Annotated in this window: 19 protein-coding genes; 14 read left to right on the top strand and 5 right to left on the bottom strand. The window is 64.8% G+C overall.

What is annotated here, in order from left to right; all coding sequences use genetic code 11:
- The 5 genes from ACP5M5_RS10640 to ACP5M5_RS10620 form a co-directional block, all read left to right on the top strand.
- Positions 1-1,130 (top strand): citrate/2-methylcitrate synthase (locus tag ACP5M5_RS10640; protein ID WP_427937230.1); only part of this gene is annotated, 1,130 nt, incomplete at its 5' end.
- A gap of 114 nt (positions 1,131-1,244) precedes the next feature.
- Positions 1,245-1,532: a hypothetical protein gene (locus ACP5M5_RS10635; protein ID WP_427937229.1), complete on the top strand. Its 288-nt coding sequence runs from the start codon at positions 1,245-1,247 to the stop codon at positions 1,530-1,532.
- A gap of 54 nt (positions 1,533-1,586) precedes the next feature.
- Positions 1,587-2,462 carry an intradiol ring-cleavage dioxygenase gene (locus ACP5M5_RS10630; protein ID WP_427937227.1) on the top strand — a complete coding sequence of 292 codons (876 nt, stop codon included), beginning with the start codon at positions 1,587-1,589 and terminating at the stop codon, positions 2,460-2,462.
- A 76-nt stretch (positions 2,463-2,538) separates the two neighbouring features.
- Entirely contained in the window at positions 2,539-2,964 is a 426-nt protein-coding gene (locus ACP5M5_RS10625; protein ID WP_427937226.1) for a GFA family protein, read from the top strand.
- Between the two features lie 26 nt (positions 2,965-2,990).
- Positions 2,991-4,160, top strand: a complete 1,170-nt coding sequence (locus ACP5M5_RS10620; protein ID WP_427937224.1) for an acyl-CoA dehydrogenase family protein — start codon at positions 2,991-2,993, stop codon at positions 4,158-4,160.
- A 36-nt stretch (positions 4,161-4,196) separates the two neighbouring features.
- Here the strand turns inward: ACP5M5_RS10620 and mtnA are convergent, their stop codons facing one another.
- From mtnA to ACP5M5_RS10600, 4 genes are all read right to left on the bottom strand, one after another.
- On the bottom strand, positions 4,197-5,279 hold the full coding sequence (gene mtnA / locus ACP5M5_RS10615; protein WP_427937222.1) for an S-methyl-5-thioribose-1-phosphate isomerase: 1,083 nt from the start codon (positions 5,277-5,279) through the stop codon (positions 4,197-4,199).
- Positions 5,280-5,288: 9 nt separating this feature from the next.
- Positions 5,289-5,765 (bottom strand): UPF0262 family protein, encoded by a 477-nt coding sequence (locus ACP5M5_RS10610; RefSeq protein ID WP_427937220.1) that lies wholly within the window; start codon positions 5,763-5,765, stop codon positions 5,289-5,291.
- 30 nt (positions 5,766-5,795) lie between these two features.
- On the bottom strand, positions 5,796-6,221 hold the full coding sequence (locus ACP5M5_RS10605; protein WP_427937219.1) for a DUF983 domain-containing protein: 426 nt from the start codon (positions 6,219-6,221) through the stop codon (positions 5,796-5,798).
- 162 nt (positions 6,222-6,383) lie between these two features.
- The gene (locus ACP5M5_RS10600) at positions 6,384-8,354 is read right to left on the bottom strand and encodes a tetratricopeptide repeat-containing sulfotransferase family protein (RefSeq protein WP_427937217.1); all 1,971 of its coding nucleotides are present in this window, start codon (positions 8,352-8,354) and stop codon (positions 6,384-6,386) included.
- Positions 8,355-8,390: 36 nt separating this feature from the next.
- Here ACP5M5_RS10600 and ACP5M5_RS10595 point away from each other — a divergent pair, with 36 nt between their 5' ends.
- The 4 genes from ACP5M5_RS10595 to ACP5M5_RS10580 all read left to right on the top strand — a co-directional run bounded on the left by ACP5M5_RS10595 (position 8,391) and on the right by ACP5M5_RS10580 (position 12,146).
- Positions 8,391-9,143 carry an SDR family oxidoreductase gene (locus ACP5M5_RS10595; protein WP_427937216.1) on the top strand — a complete coding sequence of 251 codons (753 nt, stop codon included), beginning with the start codon at positions 8,391-8,393 and terminating at the stop codon, positions 9,141-9,143.
- Between the two features lie 204 nt (positions 9,144-9,347).
- Positions 9,348-10,277 carry a protein-methionine-sulfoxide reductase catalytic subunit MsrP gene (gene msrP / locus ACP5M5_RS10590; RefSeq protein WP_427937215.1) on the top strand — a complete coding sequence of 310 codons (930 nt, stop codon included), beginning with the start codon at positions 9,348-9,350 and terminating at the stop codon, positions 10,275-10,277.
- Positions 10,274-10,585, top strand: a complete 312-nt coding sequence (locus ACP5M5_RS10585) for a hypothetical protein (protein WP_427937213.1) — start codon at positions 10,274-10,276, stop codon at positions 10,583-10,585. Before msrP ends, ACP5M5_RS10585 begins: the two co-directional genes overlap by 4 nt.
- Before the next feature lie 193 nt (positions 10,586-10,778).
- A complete protein-coding gene (locus tag ACP5M5_RS10580) occupies positions 10,779-12,146 on the top strand; it encodes a hypothetical protein (protein WP_427937211.1) in 1,368 nt (455 codons plus the stop codon).
- A 14-nt stretch (positions 12,147-12,160) separates the two neighbouring features.
- Here ACP5M5_RS10580 and ACP5M5_RS10575 read toward each other — a convergent pair whose 3' ends face one another.
- The gene (locus tag ACP5M5_RS10575) at positions 12,161-12,766 is read right to left on the bottom strand and encodes a hypothetical protein (RefSeq protein WP_427937210.1); all 606 of its coding nucleotides are present in this window, start codon (positions 12,764-12,766) and stop codon (positions 12,161-12,163) included.
- A gap of 249 nt (positions 12,767-13,015) precedes the next feature.
- Here ACP5M5_RS10575 and ACP5M5_RS10570 point away from each other — a divergent pair, with 249 nt between their 5' ends.
- The 5 genes from ACP5M5_RS10570 to ACP5M5_RS10550 form a co-directional block, all read left to right on the top strand.
- A complete protein-coding gene (locus ACP5M5_RS10570; RefSeq protein WP_427937208.1) occupies positions 13,016-13,966 on the top strand; it encodes a complex I NDUFA9 subunit family protein in 951 nt (316 codons plus the stop codon).
- A 191-nt stretch (positions 13,967-14,157) separates the two neighbouring features.
- The gene (locus tag ACP5M5_RS10565; RefSeq protein ID WP_427937206.1) at positions 14,158-15,594 is read left to right on the top strand and encodes an NAD(P)-dependent oxidoreductase; all 1,437 of its coding nucleotides are present in this window, start codon (positions 14,158-14,160) and stop codon (positions 15,592-15,594) included.
- Positions 15,591-16,106 carry a DUF2059 domain-containing protein gene (locus ACP5M5_RS10560; protein WP_427937204.1) on the top strand — a complete coding sequence of 172 codons (516 nt, stop codon included), beginning with the start codon at positions 15,591-15,593 and terminating at the stop codon, positions 16,104-16,106. The genes ACP5M5_RS10565 and ACP5M5_RS10560 overlap by 4 nt, the downstream gene beginning before the upstream one ends.
- 10 nt (positions 16,107-16,116) lie before the next feature.
- Positions 16,117-20,646, top strand: coding sequence for a glutamate synthase large subunit (gene gltB / locus ACP5M5_RS10555; protein ID WP_427937202.1), 4,530 nt, complete (start codon positions 16,117-16,119; stop codon positions 20,644-20,646).
- Positions 20,647-20,770: 124 nt separating this feature from the next.
- On the top strand, positions 20,771-23,060 hold a 2,290-nt coding region (locus tag ACP5M5_RS10550; RefSeq protein ID WP_427937200.1), incomplete at its 3' end, for a DNA methyltransferase.

Below are 23,060 nucleotides of genomic sequence, written 5' to 3'. Positions count from 1 at the left end.
ATATGAACGACTGGATCGACCGTACCGAGGCCCTGGCCCTTCTCGGCGTCAAGCCGCAGACGCTCTACGCCTATGTCAGCCGCGGACGGATCGAGGTGCGGCGCGAGACGGTCGGCTCCCGCCGCAGCCTCTATCGCGCCGAGGATGTTGCCCAGCTGGCCCAACGCGCCAACGCCAGCCGCAAGCCCTCGGCGGTCGCGGCGCGGGCCATGGCGTGGGGCGAGGCATCGATCGTCACGCATATCTCGACTGTCGAGCGCGGGCGGCTGATCTATCGCGGCGAGGACGCAGCTCGCTTCTCCGTAGGCGCAACCCTAGAAGATGCCGCCCGCCTGCTGTGGGACTGCGAAGACGTGGTCGATATCCCGGTTTCGACGAACCGTCGCGCCAACCCATTCGAGGCGCTGGCCGGGCTGGTTTCGCAGTGCCGGCCATCGATTGGCCGTGGCAAGGAACGGCTTTGCCGAGATGCCCGCACCGCCATCGCCTGCATCGCCGCCGCCTGCGGCATCGCGCCTGGCGCTGCGCCGCTTCATCTCGGGTTGGCTTCGTTGTGGTCGCTCGGGGCAGACAATGCCGAGCTGGTCCGGCGCGCGCTCGTCCTGATCGCGGATCACGAACTCAACGCCTCCACCTTTGCGACGCGTGTGGCGGCATCGACCGGCGCTTCCGTCGCCGCGTGCCTGCTCGCGGGCCTGAGCACTCTCTCCGGCCCCAGGCATGGCGGTGCTGCGACCGCACTTGCGCGTATGCTCGACGATGCCGAGCGCGAAGGGCCGGAAGCGACGACCCGGGCATGGCTGGACCGCGACGGCGCGGTACCCGGCTTCGGCCATCCGCTCTATCCGAATGGCGATATCCGGATGCTCACACTCGGCACCATGCTCAAGCCCGATGCCCTCATGCGAGAACTGGCGGAACACGTCCGGGAGGCGACCGGCCTTCTGCCGAATATCGATTTCGGGCTGATGGCGTTGGCCCGCGGAGCTGGCCTGCCGGCCGATGCCTCACTCACCCTCTTCCTGCTTGGGCGGAGCGTCGGCTGGGCCGCCCATGCGATGGAACAGGCGCTCGAAGGCAGCTTGATACGCCCGCGTGCCCGCTATGAAGGAGCGCTGCCGCTCGCGTGATCAACCATCACCGTCCAACGTCCCAGTATGCCGATTAGGTGCATTCTGATGAGGCCGGTCTCGCATGTCTCAGGATCAGATGACCACTATCGAGCGGCGGTTCTGCAAATTCATATGACTGAGTTGAGGTCTCATACCACCGCCTATAATGCGGCCACGGCACACGCTGAGCTGGCTCCCGCCGCGGCGCTGTTCGGCGGCAATCTCGCCGGTGGGCTGTGGGACTTCGCGCGGTCGCTCGGCGCGCCAATGGCGCTTCGCGATCTCGGACTGGCGCCGTCCGCGCTCGACCGGGTCGCCGATCTCGCGGTGAAAAATCCTTACCCGAACCCAAGTCCCGTGACACGAAACGCGATTCATGCGCTCCTTGAGCGTGCCTTCACCGGCGAGCGCACGGGATGAGGCCCCCGACATGAACGCCGGGATGAGACAAAGAACCGGCATCAGGAGGAAACCATGCCCCGCTATTTCACCGAGGCGAATTCAGAAGAGACCGTCAATGCCCGCATGGGCGCGGAGATCGATCCGCGTCTGCGGCAGATCATGGCGGCGCTCGTCCGCCATCTGCACGCTTTCGCCAAGGAGGTGGCGCTGACCGAAGCGGAATGGGCGTTCGGCATCGATTTCCTCACCAAAGCCGGCCAGATGTGCAGCGAAGAGCGGCAGGAATTCATCCTGCTCTCGGATGTCCTCGGGCTCTCGATGCTGGTCGATGCGATCAATCACCGCCGTCCGCCGGGAGCGACCGAGAATACCGTCCTCGGCCCGTTTCATGTCGCCGGGGCGCCGGAGCGGGCGATGGGCGAGAGCATTTCGCTCGATGGCAAGGGGGAGACCTGTCTTTATACCGGCCGCGTCCTCACCGTCGGCGGCGCGCCGATCGTGGGGGCGCGGATCGATGTCTGGTCAGACAATGCCGAGGGGTTCTATTCCGTCCAGCAGCCCGGCCTGCAGGACAAATGGAATAATCGCGGGGTCTTCATCACCGGCCCGGACGGGCATTACGAATTCATCGGCATCAAGCCGGTGAGCTACCCGATCCCCGATGACGGGCCGGTTGGGAAAATGCTCACCGCCCTCGGACGCCATCCGAGACGGCCGGCGCATATGCATTTCATGATCACCGCGCCGGGTTATCAGCGCCTGGTCACCCACACGTTCGTTGGTGATGATCCCTGGCTCTCCACGGACGCCGTTTTTGGTGTCAAGGCATCCCTGATCGCTCCGTTCGAGCCGGCGACAGACGGGCGCACACGCTGGCGCTCGCCCTTCGACTTCGTCCTGGTCGCAGACACCGATGCACCCACCGCCCATCCGCCCGATCGGCGGTGACGGATCGCCGGCCCGGCTTGCCGCGCCGGGCGCAATAAGGCACGATCGGGGGAGAAAAAACCGGAGGAGACGAATCATGCCGACGCATCAAGGCGCTTGTTTCTGCGGCGCCATCGTGATCGAAGTCACTGGCGAGCCCGAAGGCATGGGCTATTGCCATTGCCGCTCCTGCCGCTCCTGGTCGGGGGGGCCGGTGAATGCCTTCAGCCTGTGGAAGCCAGAGGCGGTCAAGGTCACCAAGGGTGAGGAACATCTCGCGACCTTCGCCAAGACGCCGATGAGCGAGCGCAAATTCTGCGCCCTCTGTGGCGGGCATCTGATGACCAACCACCCGCCGCTCGGCCTCGTCGACGTGTTCTCGGCAACGATCCCAAGCCTCGACTACCAGCCGGCGCTGCACGTCAATTACAGCGAGACGGTGCTGCATCTTCATGATGGCCTGCCGAAATTCGCCGATTTCCCGGCCGAATTCGGGGGCTCGGGCACGATGCTGCCAGAGTAAGCAAACAGCCGGACGTAACGCAGAAAATGCGCACGAGCGAAGGGCGGGAAATGGCGGCGGCGCGGCGGTTGGCGCCGATGATCGCGGCAGCAGCGGGGCGGATCGAGCGTGAGCGGGAATTGCCCGCAGATCTCGTCGATGCGCTGCATGAGGCTGGGCTGTTTCGTCTCCTGCTGCCCAAAACCCTCGAAGGCGCGGAGCTGGCGCCGGCGGAATTCGTGCGGATCATCGAGACCCTCGCCCGCGCCGACGCCGCGACCGCCTGGTGCGTCTGCCAGACCGCCGGCTGCTCGCTCTCGGCCGGCTATCTCGCCCCTGGTGCGGCGCGGGAGGTGTTCGGGCCGCCGCGCGCGGTGCTCGCCTGGGGGGCGGGGGCAGCCGGAAAAGCGGAGAAGGTCGCCGGCGGCTACCGCGTCAACGGCAAATGGGGTTTCGCGAGTGGCAGCCGGCACGCAACTTGGCTCGGCGGACATTGCCGCGTCATCCTCCCCGATGGCAGCGCCGCCCGCGACGAAACCGGCGCTCTCATCGAGCGCACCATGCTATTCCCGCGTGAGCTGGCGCGGATCGAGGATAACTGGCACGTCATCGGTCTCCGTGGCACCGGCAGCGACAGCTATGAGGTCAGTGATCTCTTCGTCCCCGACCATCTCACCCTCTCGCGCGACGTGAACGCCGAAATCCTGCACCCGGCGCCGCTCTATCGCTTCAACACCAACCACATCTACGCGTGCGGCTTCGCCTCCGTCGCCCTTGGCCTCGCGCAGGCGATGATGGCGGATTTCCTCGCGCTCGCGGTCAAGAAAACCCCGCGCGAAGGCCAAGCCCGGCTCGCCGAAAGCGCCAGCGTCCAGGGCGAAACCGGGCGGCTGCATGCCCGGCTTAGCGCGGCGCGCAGCTTCATTGCGGCGAGTCTCGCGAACGGGATGGATGACATTCTCACGACCGGCGGCCTCGGCCTCGATCAGCGCATGACGATCCGCGCTTCTGCCTCGCATGCCCTCGCCGAGGCGCGCGAGGTCACCGTCGCCCTCTATCATGCCGCCGGCGTGAACGCGATTTTCGATGGCTCGCCGTTCGAGCGGCGGTTTCGCGACAGTTTCGCGGTTTCCCAGCAGGTGCAGGCGCGGAGCAACCATTTCGAGACCATCGGCCGCCATCTCCTCGGCCTGCCGCCCGATCTGACGTTCGCCTGAGAGATTCCCCCCGCTCGGGGCTTACCCGCTCGGGGCTTATTTGTGTTCGGGGAACAGGGATAAAAGCCCGCCCTCGCTCGCGGCGCAGCGGCCGCGCTCGGTGATGAAGCCGCTCACCAGCCGCGCCGGTGTGACGTCGAAGGCGGGATTGGCGGCCGGGGTCTCCTTGGGGCAGAGGCGCACCGTCGCGATGCTGCCATCGAGAGCACGGCCGGTGACCATCGTCACCTCGCTTGCCGCCCGCTCCTCGATCGGGATCGCGGCGATCCCGTCGCGGATTGTCCAATCGATGGTGCTGGAGGGAACGGCGACCCAGAACGGCACACCGGCATCCCGCGCCGCCAGCGCTTTGAGGTAGGTGCCGATCTTGTTGGCGACATCGCCGGCGCGCGTCACCCGGTCGGCGCCGACGATCACCAGATCGACCTTGCCGCGCTGCATCAGGTGGCCGCCCGCATTATCGGCGATCAAGGTGTGCGCAACGCCATGCTTGCCGAGTTCCCAGGCGGTCAGCGCTGCCCCCTGGTTGCGCGGCCGTGTCTCGTCGACATAGACATGGATATCGACGCCGTGGTCATGCGCCATGTAGATCGGCGCGAGTGCCGTGCCCCAATCGACGGTCGCGAGCCAGCCGGCATTGCAATGCGTCAGAATATTGACCCGCCTGCCGGCGGCGGCATGGACGATCAATTCGAGCCCGCCGCGGCCGATCGCCGCATTGCACGCGACATCCTCCTCGGCGATCGCCGCGGCTTCGGCATAAGCGGCGGCGACGCGGCGGTCGGGCGGCAGGTTTTCGAGCCGCACCCGCATGCGCTCGATCGCCCAAGCGAGATTCACGGCGGTCGGGCGGGTGGCCATCAGGATCTCGGCGCCGCGCGCCAGCGTCGCCGTCCCCGGATCGGCGCGAAGGCCGAGACAGAGCCCATAGGCCGCCGCCGCCCCGATCAGCGGCGCGCCGCGGACCAGCATGGCGCGGATCGCGTGCGCCGCCTCCTCGAGCGTGGTGAGACGCAGGATCTCGAACGACCATGGCAGTTTGGTCTGATCGATGATGCGCACCGACCAGCCATCTTGTTCGAGCCAAATCGCGCGATAAGGGGTGCCATCGATCTTCATCGGGACCTGTCAGCTCCGTTGATGCAGCACGCAAACCAGGGTGAACAGCCGCCGCGCGGTTTCGAAATCAATCTCGGCCTTGCTCGCCAGCCGCTCGCGCATCAAGCTCGCGCCTTCGTTATGGAGGCCCCGCCGTCCCATGTCGATCGCCTGGATACGCGCCTCGCGACCCTCGGCGATTGCGAGGTGATAGCTCTCGACCAGAAGGTGGTAATCCTTGATCAACCCGCGGAACGGGCCGAGCGCGAGCACATGGACGGCCTCTGGCGTGTCATCCTGGCGGCGGATATCGAACACCAGGCGCCCTTCCTGGATGGAGAGATGGAGGTGAAACGGCCCCTCGCGGCCGGGGAGCGAGAAATGGCTGTCCGCTTCCAGATCATGCACCGCTTGCGCGCGATCGGCTTCGAGAAGCGGCGACAACCGGCTCAGCGCCTCGCCGGTCAGCACCACGCGTTCCAAGCGATTTTGACCCTCTGTCGCCATGGCCCGCTCGCTAGTCCCGGCCGGGTGGCCTCATGAGCCGCCCTCCTTCATTAGCCCGAGGCTGAGCATCAGCCCGAGCGTCGCACCCTTGACCGGGCGGAGCAGAGTGAGCGTCAACGCCAGGGTGAGCGGCACCCAGATCGCGATATGCACCCAAAGCGGCGGCGCTTTGGTCTGCTCAAGGATCAGCATGCCGGGGATAATGAGATGGCCGACGATGACGATGGTGAAATAAGGTGGCATATCGTCTGAGCGCACCTCGCCGAGCGGCGCGGCACAATTCTGGCACTGCTTCACCACGCGCAGATAACCGTTGAAGATGTGGCTCTGGCCACAGACCGGGCAATGCCCCTTGAGCCCCCGCGCGAGGGCGACCAGCAGCGGCGGCAGCGGCCAGCGGCCAGATGTCTCAGTGGTTTTCGGCTGCCAATGGCGCGGCAGCGGATGTTCCGGCACCGGGGCTCTCCTTCGCAAGGGGCGGCGCACCGGCGCAAGCGGCCGCGCGGGCGAAACCCATCGACGCAGCGCACCGGTTTGTTGCAATGCACTATGATCGCGCGCGTTCGCCCCGGCAAGCCTTCGCGGGGCCGCGCATGGCAGGGGTGCGGAGGAGGAAGGCTAACCCACCGCCGCAAGCGCCGGAGTCGCGGCCGCAACCTCGGTGGGTGGGAGGCCAAGCGCCGCCTCGAGCGGGGCGAGCGCCGCGCCATAGACCCGCCAGCGGCCGATGGAGGACGAAAACAGCGGTCGGCGCACCTGGGCAACACTCGCCGTGCGCACGGTGCGGTCGGTTTCAAAAAAGCGAAGACAGATCTCGTCCCAAGGGAGGCCGCAAAACGCGACCAGCCGGCGCGCTTGGGCGGCGAGATCGGCGACGAAATCCTCGTAGCGAAGATCGAGCAGCGTCTCCGCCGGCAATACCGCCCGCCAATGCGCCATCACCCGTTCATAGGCGCGGTAATAGCGGCCGAGTTCGCCGAGATCATAGGTGAAATCAAGCGCGCCGCTGAACAGTTTGGTAAAGCACGAAACACAGGTATCGCGCGGATCACGAAAGACATGCACGAATTTCGCCGCCGGCAATGCGCGATGGAGCACGCCGAGATGGCGGAAATTGAGCGGCACCTTGTTGGTGATGCGCCTCATCCCAGGGGCCAACGCCCGGATGCGGGCGAGATAATCCGCCGCCAACGCCCGAAATCCTGCCTCATCCAGCGTCTCGGGCGTCGGGAAGCGGGCCAGGGTCTTGTCGAGCGCATCCATCTCGTCGCCGCCAAAAACGCCGGGCAAACTCGCCAGTACCTGCTCGACCAAGGTCGTCCCCGAACGCGGCATACCGACGATGAAGATCGGCAGCGGATCGGGATCGCCGCCACCCGCGCGCACCAAGGGCGCGGGAAAACGTTCGGGAATCGCCGCTAACGCCGCGAGTTCGGCGGTTTCGTCATAGGCAATGAGGCTGCGCTTCAAGGCATTGCCGGCGAGGTAATGGGTCATCGCGACATCGTGGCGGCGGCAATCGCTCGCCGCCTTGGCCAGCGCGAAATGCGCATCGAGCCGCTGCTCCGGCGGAAACGTCGTGAGCCGCGCGGCGAGCCCGGCGAGAGCCCGCTCGTCGGCGTCACCCGGCGTGAAGGTGATGATATCGGCGAGATAGCGATGATAGACGGGAACGAGCGGCGAGAGCGCGATCGCCCGGCGAAGCGCCGCCCGCCCGCCCTCGAGATCACCGAGCGCCGCCAGCGTGCTGCCGAGATTGCACCACGTGTTGGCCATGTCCGGGCGGAGAGCGAGAGCGCGGTGATAGCAATCCCGCGCCGCCGCGAGAGCCCCCTCGGCATGGCGGAGAGTGCCGAGATTGTGATGGGTATCGGCGTAGTCCGGGGCGAGGCTGAGGGCGCGGCAGAGATGGCGCTCGGCCTCCGTAAAACGCCCGAGGGTCTTGAGCGCGACACCGAGATTATTCAATAGCGGAATATTGTCCGGGTTGCTCACGCGCACCCGCTCAAGGCAGGAAACCGCCTCCACCTCGCGGCGCTGCTCGATCAGGAAGGTGCCGAAATTGAACAACGGGCTCGCGGCGCTGGGATCAAGGGCGATCGCGCGGCGATAGCTCGCCTCCGCGCCGGCCACATCGCCGAGCGCCTTCAAAACGCCCGCGAGATTATTATGCGCAGCACTGAGACCAGGCGCGAGCGCGAGTGCCGCGCGGAACCGCGCCGCCGCGTCATAAAGCCGGCCGAGTTTTTCGAGCGCACTGCCATAATTGTTGAGTGCTTCAGGAAAGGCCGGGCGCAGTGCCAGCACCTTCTCGAACATGGCGACCGCCTCGGGCAACCGGCCAAGCCCGGCGAGCGCATTCGCGTAATTGTTACCGAGTTCGGGATGGCTGGGAAAGCGCTTCACGCCGCGCGCAAGCACGGCCAGCGCCGCCGCCGCGTCCCCCGCGGCGAGCCGGCGCGCCGCCTCATGTGCGATACTGGCAGGATCGCCCGCCGCCGCCCGTCCCGACATACCGGCGGCGACGTCGTGCGCATGGGCCCGGCGTTGTTTGCGGTTGGCCTGCATCGTCGCGGGTTCTATCCTCACCACTCCTAAGAAATCATTACCGTGAGGGAGGATGCGATGGCTCGCTTGGAAGGAAAAATCGCCTGGATCACCGGCGCCGGCAGTGGCATCGGCGCGGCGGCCGCGCGGGCGCTGGCCGCGGAGGGAGCGCATGTCGTCCTCAGCGGGCGGCGGCGCGAAAGCCTGGAAGCGGTGGCCGCCGACATTCCCGGCGCCAGCCTCGAGCCCGGCGATCTCTCCGACCCCGCGACTGCGCCGGCGATCGCCGCCGCCATCGCCGAACGCTTTGGCCGGCTCGATATTCTTGTCAATAATGCCGGGCTCAACGTGCTTCGCCGCGCCTGGGTGGAACTCTCCGCCGCCGGCGCTGACGAGGTGTTCGGCGCCAATCTCCACGCCGCCTTCTACTGCGTCATCGCGGCGCTGCCGATGATGCGGGCGCAGAAGGACGGGCTCCTGATCCACACCGCCTCCTTCGCCGGGCGCTTCGTGAGCCTGCTCAGTGGTCCCGCTTATTCCGCCGCCAAACACGCGGTGGTGGCGATGAGCCATAGTCTCAACATGGAGGAATGCGTGCACGGCATCCGTTCGACGGTGATCTGCCCGGGCGAGGTCGCAACCCCGATTCTCGACCGCCGCCCGGTGCCGGTGAGCGCCGAGGAGCGGGCGCGGATGCTCAAGGCAGAGGATTGCGCCGATCTCATTCGCTATGTCGCCTGTCTGCCGGCGTCGGTCTGTCTCAACGAGGTTTTGATCACCCCGACCTGGAATCGCGGCTATGTCGCCGCCCGCACCCGCGCCGCCGGGTGAAGGTTAGGATGATAATAGAAAAAACTTCTTTTTCTGAAGAAAAAGAAGCAAAAAGACTTTCTCCCGCTTTCTTGGCGCGACAGCCTGCGAGCGCTTAATGGAGGGGCTATATTTTCATTCACGTTCGTCGCCATACCGATGACAAAATTTCGGCAAAGCCCACATCCCGCAGGCAGGCGAAACATTTTCAGCAGGAGAAGACAAATGCTGATCCGCAATCCGCGTGGCTGGGAACTCCCCGAACGAGCCGTGACACCGGAGACCTTGGCTCTCGGCCGGCGGCACCTGATCGCGGGTGCCGCAGCGCTTGGCCTCGCGAGCTCCGCCGCCCGCGCCGACACCCCGCCCCCCTTGATCCCCGACCCGCGCTTTCCCCCGGGCCGCGCCTTGAGCGCCGAAAAGGACGCCGAGACGTACAATAATTACTACGAATTCAGCGACGATAAGGATCTCTGGGAGGAAGCCAAGAGCCTGCCGCTGCGGCCTTGGACGATCGCGGTGGACGGCATGGTCGCCAAGCCTCAGACCTTCGCGATCGACGACATTCTGAACAAAATGCCGCAGGAAGAACGGATTTATCGCCATCGCTGCGTCGAAGCCTGGGCCATGACGGTGCCCTGGACGGGGTTTCCGCTGCGCCGCCTGCTCGCTGCGGTCGAGCCGCTCGGTTCGGCGAAATATGTCGTATTTCAGACTGCTATGCTCCCGAAAGTGATGCCCGGTCTCAGCCAACCCTGGTATCCCTGGCCCTATATCGAGGGGCTGACGATCGACGAGGCTGAAAACGACCTCGCCTTCGTCGCGACCGGCCTCTACGGAAAGCCGTTGCCGCCTCAGAATGGCGGCCCGATCCGCCTCGTGGTGCCGTGGAAATACGGCTTCAAATCCGCGAAATCGCTGGTCAAGGTCACGCTTTCCGACAAACGCCCGGCGGTGTTTTGGCAAAGCATTCAGCCGCGCGAATACGGGTTCTGGGCCAATGTCAACCCCAATGTTCCGCATCCGCGCTGGAGCCAGGCCAGCGAGCGCCTGCTCGGCAGCAATGAGCGGGTGCCAACCCAGATCTATAATGGCTATGGCGCCTTCGTCGCTTCGTTGTATGCTGATCGCATGACAGAGCCACTTTTCATGTGAGTGTCTTGCGTCCCTGCACGATCATCGCGGTCGGATTTTTCGTTGCGGCCTTCGCGCTCGCGATCACGATCCCGCCGGACACATCGCTGGCCGCGGTGCTCGCCCTGGTCGACCCGCTCTTGCCCGGTCGTATTCATGGCGTGATCGCTAATTACTTGCCGCCCTGGGTCTGGGCAGATGTCATGTTGCCGCTCCTGCTACGCCCGGCTTGGCTGTTTCCAGCCACCATCGGCATCGTTTTCGGCGGCGCCGCGCTGACGCTGCACAGCACCGCCCAAACCCGCCGCTCCCGCCATCACCCGCGCTGAGCACCCGGTTTGGCGGCCGTCAATCGCCCCGCGCGCAATAATTTTGTGTTATGTTTGCGTTAGAGAATCTTTAACCATTTCAGACCAGCCTCCAATCATCGAAGCGGAGCCCCGTGAGGGGCATGGAGGCGCTTACATGTTAGCCCAAACGTCGGGTCGCAAGGCATGGACTCTTAGTTGGGTGATTGGTGGCGTGACCGGGCTTTTGGTGGTCGCCGCGATCGCCGCCTGGATGATGGCCGAGATTGGCGTTTTAAGACAGGTTTCGCTTGCCGATATCAAAATCTTCCAGGACGTTACCGCAGCGCGCCTCGCGACCGCCGCCATCCGCGCGGACCATCTTTTTGCGGCTTTCCATGATGACGATCTCCGCAAGCCGGACCGGCTCGCATTGACCACTCGCATGCTGCGCCTCGAAAGCGAGGCCGATCTCACCCATGGGCTGTTTCTCTTCGACGCCGCTGGCCACCTCGTCGCCGCGACCGGCCTGCTTGCCGGCGACCATGCCACCGTTGCGGCCGAGCCCTGGTTCCGCCAAGCGCTCGGCAATCCGGCCGCCGATGATGCGGCGGCGATTTCGGATGTGACACACGATCCTCTGGGCGAGTCGGCGGACAAATTTCTCGGCGGCGCGCGCGGGGTCGTTCTCTATCGGCGGCTGGTCGATCCCTCGGGGGTGAAGGGGGTCATCGGCACGTTTCTCGGCGAGGCCGCGCTTCGCCGCCTTCTGACACCGTCCGGTCGGTTCGCCGGGCTCTCGGTCACGCTCGGTGAGGGTGACACGCGGATCGTTCTCGAGACGGAGGCACCCGCCGCGGCGCCGCCGCAGATGCGGGCAGCCTTCGCTTTCCTGCAACGTACTTTCCGAGCGTTCGGCATCGCGACCATCGTCGAAGGAAAGATCGTGCTGCCGCGTTCGGCGCTCACCTGGTCGGCGACCGAGGATTACATCGCCGCGATGTCTGCCGCAAACGGCCATCGCCTGCTCGGCAATGCCGTGAACGCCGCCCTCGGCATCGGATGCGCGATCCTCGCCGCCTTTCTGTTCGGCCGCAGGATGGAACGGCGGCATTTGCAGGCGCTGGCCGCACCGGAATTGCGCGCCGCCGAGGAGCGCGAGCGCCATCTCGCCGCGTTCGATCCCTCGCCCGCGGTCTGGTTCTGGTTTCTCACCCGCGATGGCCGGGTAAGCGGTGTCGGCGGCAATATCCCGAAATGCATCGAAGATCGTGTGTATGGTCCGAACGGGCTGACGTCGGAACAGGATTTCGCGAAAATCGCCGGTCACATGGGCGAGCTGCCGGAGGCGTGGGAACGGCTTGTCACCGCGGTGCGACAGGGCACCCCGTTCACCGATCTCGAAGTCGATTTCCTGCTCGGTGAAGGGCGGGTGCTGCGGCTTTCGCTGAGTGGTCAGCCGCAATATGGGCCGGAAGGCGGATTCTGGGGCATCGCCCGCCCGGCGCCGGTGGCGCCGGTGCGGGTCGAAGAAGAGCACATCGCGGCCCACGCCGCGCCGATCCCGACGAAGGGCAGTGAGAGTAGCAAAATGGCGGCGTGAGGCCGCGCCAGCGGTCAGGAGCCATCGCCGGCGGCGGATTGCATCCGGGTTTTCGCGCAAGCAAACCAGGCCGCGCCAGGGCTCCCCGCCGGCGCAAGACGCAGCGTCTGCTCCTGCGCCGAGGTGATGCTCATCGTGACGCTGCTGCCTCGTAGCATGAGGAGACTCTGCGCCAGCGCCGCCTTGCTCGGGGCAAGCCGGGTCTCGAACTGGTGCGCCGGTGTCGCGTGCAAGCGCCATTGCCAGTTTTCACCCTCCGCCACCACCTTCAGCAAAGACGGTTGGCGGCGGGCAGCGTGGAGATAGGCGGCGATATCAGCGCCAGGCTTGGCATCGATCACCAGCGTGCCGTCATCGGCGACATCGAGGCTGACCATCGCCGCGCCGGCGCTCGCTCTAGCGCGGCAGACGCCGTCACTGACTTCGAACGACCAAGCGGCATCGAGGGGCGGGCGTGGCTTCGTCGCCTGGCTCTTGGCCGGCGGCGCCGGCGGGACGGGCAGCGGGGCCGACTCGGGTTGCGGCTGCGCCGGCGTGATGGCCGGGTCGCAGGCGAGCAGGGAGAGTAACGGCGCCAATGCGAGACCGCGCCACCATCCGTTCACATGATAGGCTCTCATGGCGCTGAAATTCCTTGCCGTCATCGGCTGCGCGGGTCCTTGGAACAAAAATTATACTCGCCCACTGCTTTGAGTTGTAGAGAAAACCCAAGAACCAGCGCCGACGTGGAAAGCGTGCCGGTGTCGGCACAGCAAAGATTTGCCGGATTCGGGGCTTGCCTCTATGTGCAAGGGGTTCCGTGAAACGGGGTTATCCGCAGCAGGCTCGGAGAGGGCGAAGGCGATGGCGCGTGAGAGGGAGAAGGTGGCATGACGACGCGTAAGGTTGCGACGGTGTTCGGCGGCGCCGGGTTCATCGGCCGCTACGTGGTGAAGCGTCTGGCGCAACGCGGCGTGGTGGTGCGGATTGGCAGTCGTGACCCAGACAAGGCGCTGTTTTTAAAGCCGATGGGTGCGGTCGGGCAGATCGTGCCGCTCTATGCACCGCTCAATGATGAAAAATCCGTCGCCCGCGCGGTCGAGGGCGCGGACATGGTGATCAATCTGGTCGGCCTGCTCACCGAGCGCCGGCCGGGTGATTTCGCGCGCGCCCATGCCGAGGGCGCAGAGCGGGTGGCAACGCTCGCGCGCGCCGCTGGCGTGCGCGGCCTCGTCCACGTCTCGGCGATCGGCGCCGATCCCGCGAGCCCGAGCCGCTACGCCGCAACCAAGGGCGAGGGCGAGGCCAGGCTGCGCGCCGCCTTCCCGACCGCGACCATTCTTCGCCCCTCGGTGGTGTTCGGGCCGGAGGACGAATTCTTCAACCGCCTCGGCCGGATCGCGCTGCTCTCGCCGATCATGCCGGTGATCGCCGGTGGGACACGGATGCAGCCGGTCTATGTTGGCGATGTCGCCGATGCGATCATGGTCGCGCTCGAAAACCCGGACGCCGCCGGTGGCATTTACGAGCTTGGCGGACCGCGGGTCTGGCAGTTTCGTGAAATCGTTGAATATGTGGTGAAAGTTACTGGCCGGCGGCGGAAGCTGATCGCGCTGCCGATGGCGTTGGTCGCGCTCGGCGCGGCACTCGCCGAGCATCTGCCAGGAAAGCCGCTCACCCGCGATCAGCTGCTTTTGCTGGCACGCGACAACGTTGTTGCGCCAGGCGCGCCGGATCTGGCGACGCTTGGGATCACGCCAACCCCGGTCGAATTGGTAGTTCCGGAGTATCTTCGCCTTTACCGCCGGGGCGGGGGACACATGATGCTGGTGAGCGTGTAAATTAGGTCCGATATGAATCCTATTTCGTTGCGGAGGCTCTGCGGACTTGGCGCGCACTGAAGGGGACTTGGCAAAATAATCATCAATCCGGACGTTTTTGCGCTTTTTCCTCTCGCATCCTAGCCTCGCCTGGTTTATAGAGCGGAACACCGACGTGACGCTGCGCGGTTTTCGCAACCAGGGAGTGGGGAATGCCCGAACGCATGCTGAAATTCGTCCATCTGTCACAACAGATGCCGGATAAGCGTGACATTTCGGCCCGGCGCAGCGATTTCGAGGAGATCTACGCGCGTTTCGACCAGAAGGCGGCGGCGGCGCAGGCGAGTCGCTGCAGCCAATGCGGCGTGCCGTTCTGTTCGGTGCATTGCCCGCTCCACAACAATATTCCCGACTGGCTGAAACTCACCGCCGAGGGCCGGATCGAGGAAGCCTATGCGCTCTCCAGCGCCACCAATAATTTTCCTGAGATTTGTGGCCGCATCTGCCCGCAGGATCGGCTCTGCGAAGGCAATTGCGTCATCGAGAAAGGTTTCGAAAGCGTCACCATCGGCGCCGTCGAGCGCTACATCACTGATACCGCCTTTGCCGAGGGCTGGGTTGCGCCGCGCCGGCCGGCGCGTGAACGCGGCCTCTCGGTCGGCATCATCGGCGCTGGCCCGGCGGGGCTCGCGGCGGCCGAGGAACTCCGCGCCCGCGGCTACGGCGTCCATGTCTATGATCGCCATGACCGGGTCGGCGGGCTGATGATCTATGGCATCCCCAATTTCAAGCTGGAAAAGGACATCGTGCTCCGGCGTTGGCGGTTGCTGGAGGCGGCGGGCATCCAGTTCCATACCAATATCGCGATCGGGCGCGATCTCGCCTTCGCCGATCTCCGCGCCCGCCATGCCGCGATCCTGATCGCAACCGGGGTCTATCAGCCGCGAGAGATCGGTGGCCCCGGCGCCGGCCTGCCCGGCATCGTGCCCGCGCTCGACTATCTCATCACCGCCAACCGCAAAGGTCTTGGTGACGCCGTGCCGGATTTCGACTCTGGCACCCTGAATGCCGCCGGCAAGCGTGTCGTCGTCATCGGTGGCGGCGATACCGCGATGGATTGCGTGCGCACCGCGGTTCGCCAGGGTGCGCGCTCGGTGCAATGTCTCTATCGCCGCGATCGCGCCAACATGCCGGGCTCTCTCCGGGAGGTGAAAAACGCCGAGGAGGAAGGCGTGGAATTCCTCTGGCTCTCGGCGCCGGAAGCGTTCCTCGGTGACGACTGGGTGAGCGGGGTGCGCGCGACCCGCATGCGGCTCGGCCTCCCCGATGCCTCCGGGCGGCAGTCGGTCGAGCCGGTGACAGGCAGCCATTTCACCGTTCCCGCCGATCTCGTGATCAAGGCGCTCGGCTTCGATCCCGAACCCATCCCGGCGGCGTTCGGCGAGCCCGGCCTCGAGGTCACCCGTCACGGCACGCTCCGCATCCAGCCGCGTGACTTCATGACGTCTCTCCCTGGCGTCTTCGCCGCCGGCGATATCGTGCGCGGCGCCAGCCTCGTCGTTTGGGCGATCCGCGACGGGCGGGATGCGGCTTCGCGGATGCATGCCTGGCTCGAAGCGCAGGCATCAGCACGCGAGGCGGCGGAATGATGCCCTCCCCTCCCCTGCTGCGGGCCGCGCTGAGGCGCGCCGCCTTCCTCGCCCTCATGCTCGCCGCCATCGCCTCGCGCCCGGCCGGCGCCGATGAGGCCGCCATGCGCGAGGCCACGGCGCTCGCCGACCTCACCGCCTCGGAAGCGACGATGGCGCCCGTGTTGGCCTTGATGCGCGAGCGCCTGATCACCATCCTCACCGCCGCCGGCGCGCCCTCGGTCGATGAGGCCGGCAAAATCGTCGATACTCTCCTGATGCCGGAATTTCGCGCCGGCCTCCCCGATCTCAAGCACCAGATCGCGATGATTTGGGCCGGCGCCCTCAGCGCCGCTGATCTCCGCGCCGTCACCGCTTTCTACCAAACCCCGGCCGGGCAGCATCTGCTCGCGGCAACGCCCGCGATCACCGGCAAAAGCATCCAGGCGGGCATGATTTGGGGCCAAAAAATCGCCCGCGAAGCCGTCCAGAAACACGCCGACGAACTGCGCAAACGCGGCATCAGGGTCTGAGGAGCACGCCATGAGTGACGAAAGCGCCGCCGATTTCCTCCGCAGTTTCGCGGAAAATGCCGCCCGCCTCGGCGAAACCTATGACCCCGCGCAAGAGCACGATGCCTGCGGCGTCGGGCTGGTCTGTGCCCTCGACGGCAAGAAACGGCGCGACGTCGTCCAGGCCGGGATCGATGCCTTGCGCGCCGTCTGGCACCGCGGCGCGGTGGACGCCGACGGCAAGACCGGTGACGGCGCCGGCATCCATATCGAAATTCCGCAGGATTTCTTCATCGAGGCGGTCGAGCGCGGCGGCGACTCGCTGCGCTATCCCGGGCCGATCGCGGTTGGGCAGGTGTTCCTCCCGAAAACCGATCTCTCGGCGCAGGAACGCTGTCGCGAAATCGTGGAAAGCGAAATCCTCGCCTTCGGCTATGCCATCTATGGCTGGCGGCAAGTGCCGATCAATGTCGATTGCATCGGTGAGAAAGCGAACGCGACCCGGCCCGAGATCGAGCAGATCATGATCGGCAACGCCCGCGACGCCGATCCCGAGACCTTCGAGCGCGACCTCTTCGTCATTCGCCGCCGGATCGAGAAACGCGCGCAGCAAGCGCAGATTCCCGAACTCTATTTCTGCTCCCTCTCGGCCCGCTCGATCATCTACAAGGGCATGTTCCTCGCCGAGAGTCTGACCGATTTCTATCCCGATCTTCTTGATCCGCGCTTCGTCTCGCGTTTCGCGATCTATCATCAGCGCTATTCGACCAACACCTTCCCGACCTGGCGGCTGGCGCAGCCATTTCGCATGCTCGCCCATAACGGTGAAATCAACACGCTCGCCGGCAACGTCAACTGGATGAAAAGCCATGAGACGCGGCTCGCGGCCGGTGCGCTCGATCCCTATCTCGACGACATCAAGCCGGTCGTGCAGGCCGGCGGCTCGGACACCGCGATCCTTGATAACGTCTTCGAACTTCTCGTCCATGCCGGGCGTGACGCGCCGATGGCGAAAGCGCTGATGATCCCGGCGAGCATCGGCCAGGACGCGACGATGCCCAAAGCTCATCGCGACATGTTCCTCTATTGCAACGCGGTGATGGAGCCGTGGGACGGCCCGGCGGCGGTGACCGCGACCGATGGGCGCTGGGTGATCGCTGGGCTCGACCGCAACGGCTTGCGCCCGCTGCGTTACACCATCACCCGCGATCATCTCCTCATCGTCGGCTCGGAGACCGGCATGGTGAAGCTCGACGAGGTCGAGATCGTCGAAAAGGGTCGCGTCGGCCCCGGCCAGACCATCGCGGTCGATCTCGATCACGCGCGTTTCTATGGCGATGCCGAATTGAAGGACCGGCTCGCCGCGCGCCAGAATTTTGGCGCCTGGGTCAAGCATATTCGCGAAATCGACCATATCGTTCGCGCCGACGCGACCGAGCCGGTGGCCTTCACCGGCGAGGCGCTGCGGCGCCGGCAGATCGCGGTTGGGGTGTCGCTCGAAGACCTCGAACTGATCCTCCACCCGATGGTCGAGGACGCGAACGAGGCCGTCGGCTCAATGGGGGATGACACCCCGATCGCGGTGCTTTCGGAACGCTATCGCGGTCTTCATCATTTTTTCCGCCAAGCCTTTAGCCAGGTGACCAATCCGCCGATCGACAGCCTGCGCGAAACCCGAGTGATGTCGCTCAAGACCCGGCTCGGCAATCTCGGCAATGTGCTCGACGAGGATGCCAGCCAGTGCGATCTCCTGCAGCTCGAAAGCCCGGTGCTCTCGAACGCCGAGTTCCAGGCGATGGCGGCCTATATGGGGCCCTCCGCCGTCATCGTCGATGCCACGTTTCCGGTGAGCGATGGTGAGGCTGGTCTTCGCGCCGCCCTCGATCGCATCCGCACCGAAGCCGAAGAAGGTGTCCGCGCCGGCGCAACCCATGTCATTCTGACGGATGAGGCGCAGTCCGAGACGCGCGCGCCAATCCCGATGATCTTGGCGACCGGCGCCGTTCACACCCATCTCGTGCGCCAGAGTTTGCGCACCTTCACCTCGCTCAATGTCCGCGCCGGCGAATGCCATGACGTGCATTATTTCGCCGTGCTAATCGGCGTCGGCGCGACGACGGTCAACGCCTATCTCGCGCAGGAAGCGATCGCGGACCGCCAGCAGCGCGGCTTGTTCGGTGATATGTCGCTCAAAACCGCTGTCCAGCGCTACAAGAAGGCAGTCGATAAGGGATTGCTGAAAGTGATGTCGAAAATGGGCATCGCGGTGATCTCGTCCTATCGCGGCGGCTATAATTTCGAGGCGATCGGCCTCTCGCGCGCCCTGGTCGCGGAATTCTTTCCCGGCATGCCATCGCGCATTTCCGGAATCGGGCTCGCCGGCATCGCCCGCCGAGTTCTTGATCTGCACAAAACTGCGTGGCAGGGCGAGGCGGGCACGCTGCCGATCGGCGGGCTTTATAAGCTCCGCCGCCGCGGCGAGGTGCATGGTTTCGAGGCCGGCCTGATCCACACGCTGCAAACCGCGGTCGCGACCGACAGTTACACCACCTATCGCCGCTATGCCGAGATGGTGCGCAAGATGCCGCCGATCGCCCTTCGCGATCTCCTCGATTTCCGCGCCGGCCGCACGCCAATTCCGATCGACGAAGTGGAAAGCATCACCGAGATCAGAAAGCGCCTTCTGGCACCGGGGATTTCGCTCGGTGCCCTGAGCCCGGAGGCGCATGAGACGCTCTCGATCGCGATGAACAGGATCGGCGCGCGCTCCGATTCGGGCGAAGGCGGCGAGGATCCGAAGCGCGCCATGCCGCGCCCGAACGGTGACAATGCCTCGTCCGCGATCAAGCAGATCGCCTCGGGAAGATTCGGTGTCACCGCCGAATATCTCAATAATTGCCGCGAGATCGAGATCAAGGTGGCGCAGGGCGCCAAACCCGGCGAGGGCGGGCAGTTGCCCGGCTTCAAGGTGACCGAGCTGATCGCCAAGCTCCGCCATGCGACGCCCGGCGTCATGCTGATCAGCCCGCCGCCGCATCACGATATCTATTCGATCGAGGATCTGGCGCAGCTCATCTATGATCTGAAGCAGATCAACCCGGACGCCACGGTTTGCGTCAAGCTCGTCGCGCGGAGCGGCATCGGCACCATCGCCGCCGGGGTTGCGAAAGCGAAAGCGGATGCGATCCTGATCTCGGGTCATGCCGGCGGCACCGGGGCGAGCCCGCAAAGCTCGATCAAATATGCCGGGCTGCCGTGGGAGATGGGGCTTTCGGAGACGCATCAGGTTCTGATGCTCAACCGCTTGCGCCATCGCGTGAAGCTACGCACCGATGGCGGCATCAAGACCGGGCGCGACGTGGTGATCGCGGCGATGTTAGGGGCGGAGGAATTCGGCATCGGCACCACCTCGCTCATCGCCATGGGCTGCATCATGGTGCGGCAATGCCATTCCAATACCTGCCCGGTCGGGGTCTGCACGCAGGATGAGGCGCTTCGCGCCAAGTTCGAAGGCTCGCCGGAGAAGGTGATCAACCTGTTTTCCTTCATCGCCGAGGATGTGCGCGGCATTCTCGCATCCCTCGGTGTGCGCTCGCTCGCCGAAGTCATCGGCCGCACCGACATGCTGCATCAGGTCAGCCGCGGCGCCGAAATTCTCGATGATCTCGATCTCAACCCGCTTTTGGTGCAAGCCGATCCCGGCCCCTATGCGCGCTATTGCACGGTGAGCGGGCGGAACGAGGTACCGGAGACGCTGGACGCACAGATGATCGCCGACGCCGCAGCGTTTTTCGAGCACGGCGAGAAAATGCAGTTGCAATACACAATCCGCAACACCCATCGCGCCGTCGGCACCAAATTCTCCTCGAAGATCGTCCGCAAGCTCGGCCGTGCGCAGTTGCAGCCCGATCACGTCACGGTGCGTCTGCGCGGCTCGGCCGGCCAATCGCTCGGCGCGTTCGCGGTGCGCGGCTTGAAACTCGAAGTCTTCGGTGATGCCAACGACTATGTCGGCAAGGGGCTTTCCGGGGCAACGATCGTCGTGCGCCCGGCGCCGTCTTCGACATTGCACAGCCCCGACAACACCATCATCGGCAATACCGTACTCTATGGCGCGACCGCCGGCGCCTTGTTCGCGGCGGGCCAGGCGGGCGAGCGTTTCGCGGTGCGTAATTCCGGCGCGATCGCGGTTATCGAGGGCTGCGGCGCCAATGGCTGCGAATATATGACCGGCGGCACGGTGGTCATTCTCGGCGCGGTCGGCGATAATTTCGGCGCCGGCTTCACTGGCGGCATGGCGTTCGTTTATGACCCGACGGCCTTATTCGAAAAGCGGCTCAATCCTGAGACGTTGTCGTGGCAGCGCGTTACGACCGGCCATTGGGAGGCCGAATTGCGCGCCCTGATTGCCCGCCATGTCGAGGAAACCGCGAGCCGCTACGCCGCCATGATCCTCCACGATTGGGACCGTGCGCTGCCGCATTTCTGGCAGGTGGTGCCGAAGGATTATGTGAAATACCTGCCCGCCCCGCTCACCGCGGAGATGGCGGAGCGCGCCTGAACTGCGGCGGCGACGGGGATGTGTTCCGGCGCGCGAGGAATAGAAATCCAAGGCTTGCCGCCGGACTTGCCGCGAATCGGTGTAGCATCGCGTAGGCGCGAATCCGCGCCGATGGGGGACGTGGATGCGGTTGAGTTGGAACGAAATCCGCTTGCGAGCGGCACGTTTCGCCGAGGAATGGCGTTATGCGCGCTATGAAAAGGGCGAAACGCAAAGTTTCTACAATGAATTTTTCGAGATTTTCGGTATCCGCCGGCGGAGGGTGGCGAGCTTCGAGGCGCCGGTGCGAACGCTCGGCGGTCGGCGCGGGTTTCTCGATCTCTTCTGGAAGGGCACCCTCCTCATTGAGCAGAAAAGCGCCGGCCGCGATCTGAAGCCGGCCAAAAAGCAGGCGCTCGACTATTTTCCGGCGCTGTCGGACGATGAGCTTCCCCGCTATCTCCTGCTTTCCGATTTTCAGACCTTCGAGCTTTACGATCTCGACGAGGGCACCGAGACCCGTTTCCCTCTCGCCGACCTTCCCCGCCATATCGAAGCCTTCGGCTTCATCATGGGGGTGCAGACGCGCAGCTTCCGCGATCAGGATCCCGTCAATCTCCGCGCCTCGGCGCTCATGCAGCGGTTGCACGATGCGTTGCGCGCCTCTGGCTTCGCGGGGCACGCCCTGGAGCTGTTCCTGGTGCGGCTTTTGTTCTGCTTGTTTGCGGATGACACAGGAATTTTCCCCGAACGCGGCATGTTCAAAACGCTCATTACCGAACGCACCCGCCCCGACGGTGGCGATACCGGGCTTCTGCTCGGCCAGTTGTTCGAGGTGCTGAACCAGGCCGGGGATCGCCGGCAGACGACGCTGGATGCTGATCTGGCGCTCTTTCCCTATGTCAACGGCGATCTCTTCGCCGAACGCTTGCCGCTTCCGGCCTTCGATTCGGGCATGCGCGGGCTGTTGCTTGCCGCCTGTGATTTCAACTGGGATGCGATTTCACCGGCGATTTTTGGCGCGCTGTTCCAGGGGGTGATGTCGGACAAGGAACGCCGCGCCAAGGGCGCGCATTACACCACGGAGAAAAATATCCTCAAAGTCATCGAGCCATTGTTCCTCGATGATCTGCGCGCCGAATTTTCCCGCCTCAGGGCGCGGCGCGATACCGGGCGCGAGCGCGCGCTCCGCGCTTTTCATAATCAGCTTGCCAGGCTTAATTTTTTCGATCCGGCTTGCGGTTGCGGTAATTTCCTGGTCATCGCCTATCGCGAATTGCGCGCGCTGGAGATCGAGTTGCTGCGCGAGATCTATCCGCATGGGCTGCCCGAACTCGACTTCGCCAATTTATCCAAAATCGATGTTGATCAATTTTTTGGCATCGAGCTGGAGGAGTTTCCGGCGCGCATCGCCGAGGTCGCGCTGTGGATGATGGACCACATCATGAACAACCGGCTTTCGCTCGCGTTCGGCGAAGCCTATGCGCGCATTCCGCTCAAGAAATCGCCGCACATCCATAACCAGGACGCGCTGGAAATCGACTGGAACACGGTTCTGCCCGCCGATTCTTGCGCCTATGTGTTCGGCAATCCACCGTTTGTCGGCGCGAAATACCAGAGCGAGACGCAACGCGCGCAGGTGCGGCGCATCGCCGCGCTTGGCGGCTCGGGCGGGACGCTCGATTATGTCGCGGCCTGGTTCCTCAAGGCCGGCGCCTATGTCGGCGGCCGAGCAATCCGCATTGGCTTCGTTGCCACCAATTCGCTGACGCAGGGCGAGCAGGTCGGCCAATTCTGGCCGATCATGTTTGACAAATACCGCCTCGAAATCGTGTTCGCCCACCGTACGTTCGCCTGGGGATCGGACGCGCCGGGGATGGCGCATGTCCATGTGGTGATCATTGGGCTTGCGCCGCGCGGGCAGGAGCCGGCCGAAAAGCGCCTGTTTTCCTATGCCGACATCAAGGGCGAGCCGAGCGAATCCCGCCATCCCGCGCTTTCCCCCTATCTTACTGACGCCTCCAACCTCGCCGACAAGCATCTGGTGGTGCGGAAGGCAGCCAAGCCGCTGACTGGCGCGCCAAAGCTTTTGAGCGGCACGCAGCCAATTGACGATGGGAACTATGTTTTTAATGAAGAGGAGCGCGCTAATTTTCTGCGCGCGGAGCCTAAAGCAGACGCCTTTCTTCGCCCCTTCATTGGCACGGATGAATTTCTTTATGGTCTAAAACGCTGGATTTTGAATCTCAAAAGCGCAACGCCAAACGAGCTTGCCGGGATGCCGCACGTCAAGGCGCGAATGCGGGCCGTGCGTCAGTTTCGGCACAAAAGCAAGCGGCTTAGCACGCTCGACATCGCGAATTACCCCGAGCGATACAATGTCACCGTCATCCCCGATCGCCCCTTCGTGGTGATCCCGAAAGTTAGTTCCGAGC

Source organism: Acidibrevibacterium sp. (assembly GCF_049965395.1).
GTDB classification, from domain to species: Bacteria; Pseudomonadota; Alphaproteobacteria; order Acetobacterales; family Acetobacteraceae; genus Acidibrevibacterium; species Acidibrevibacterium fodinaquatile.
The sequence above is the reverse complement of the archived record's forward strand: the minus strand, read 5'-3'. Positions and strand labels throughout refer to the sequence as shown.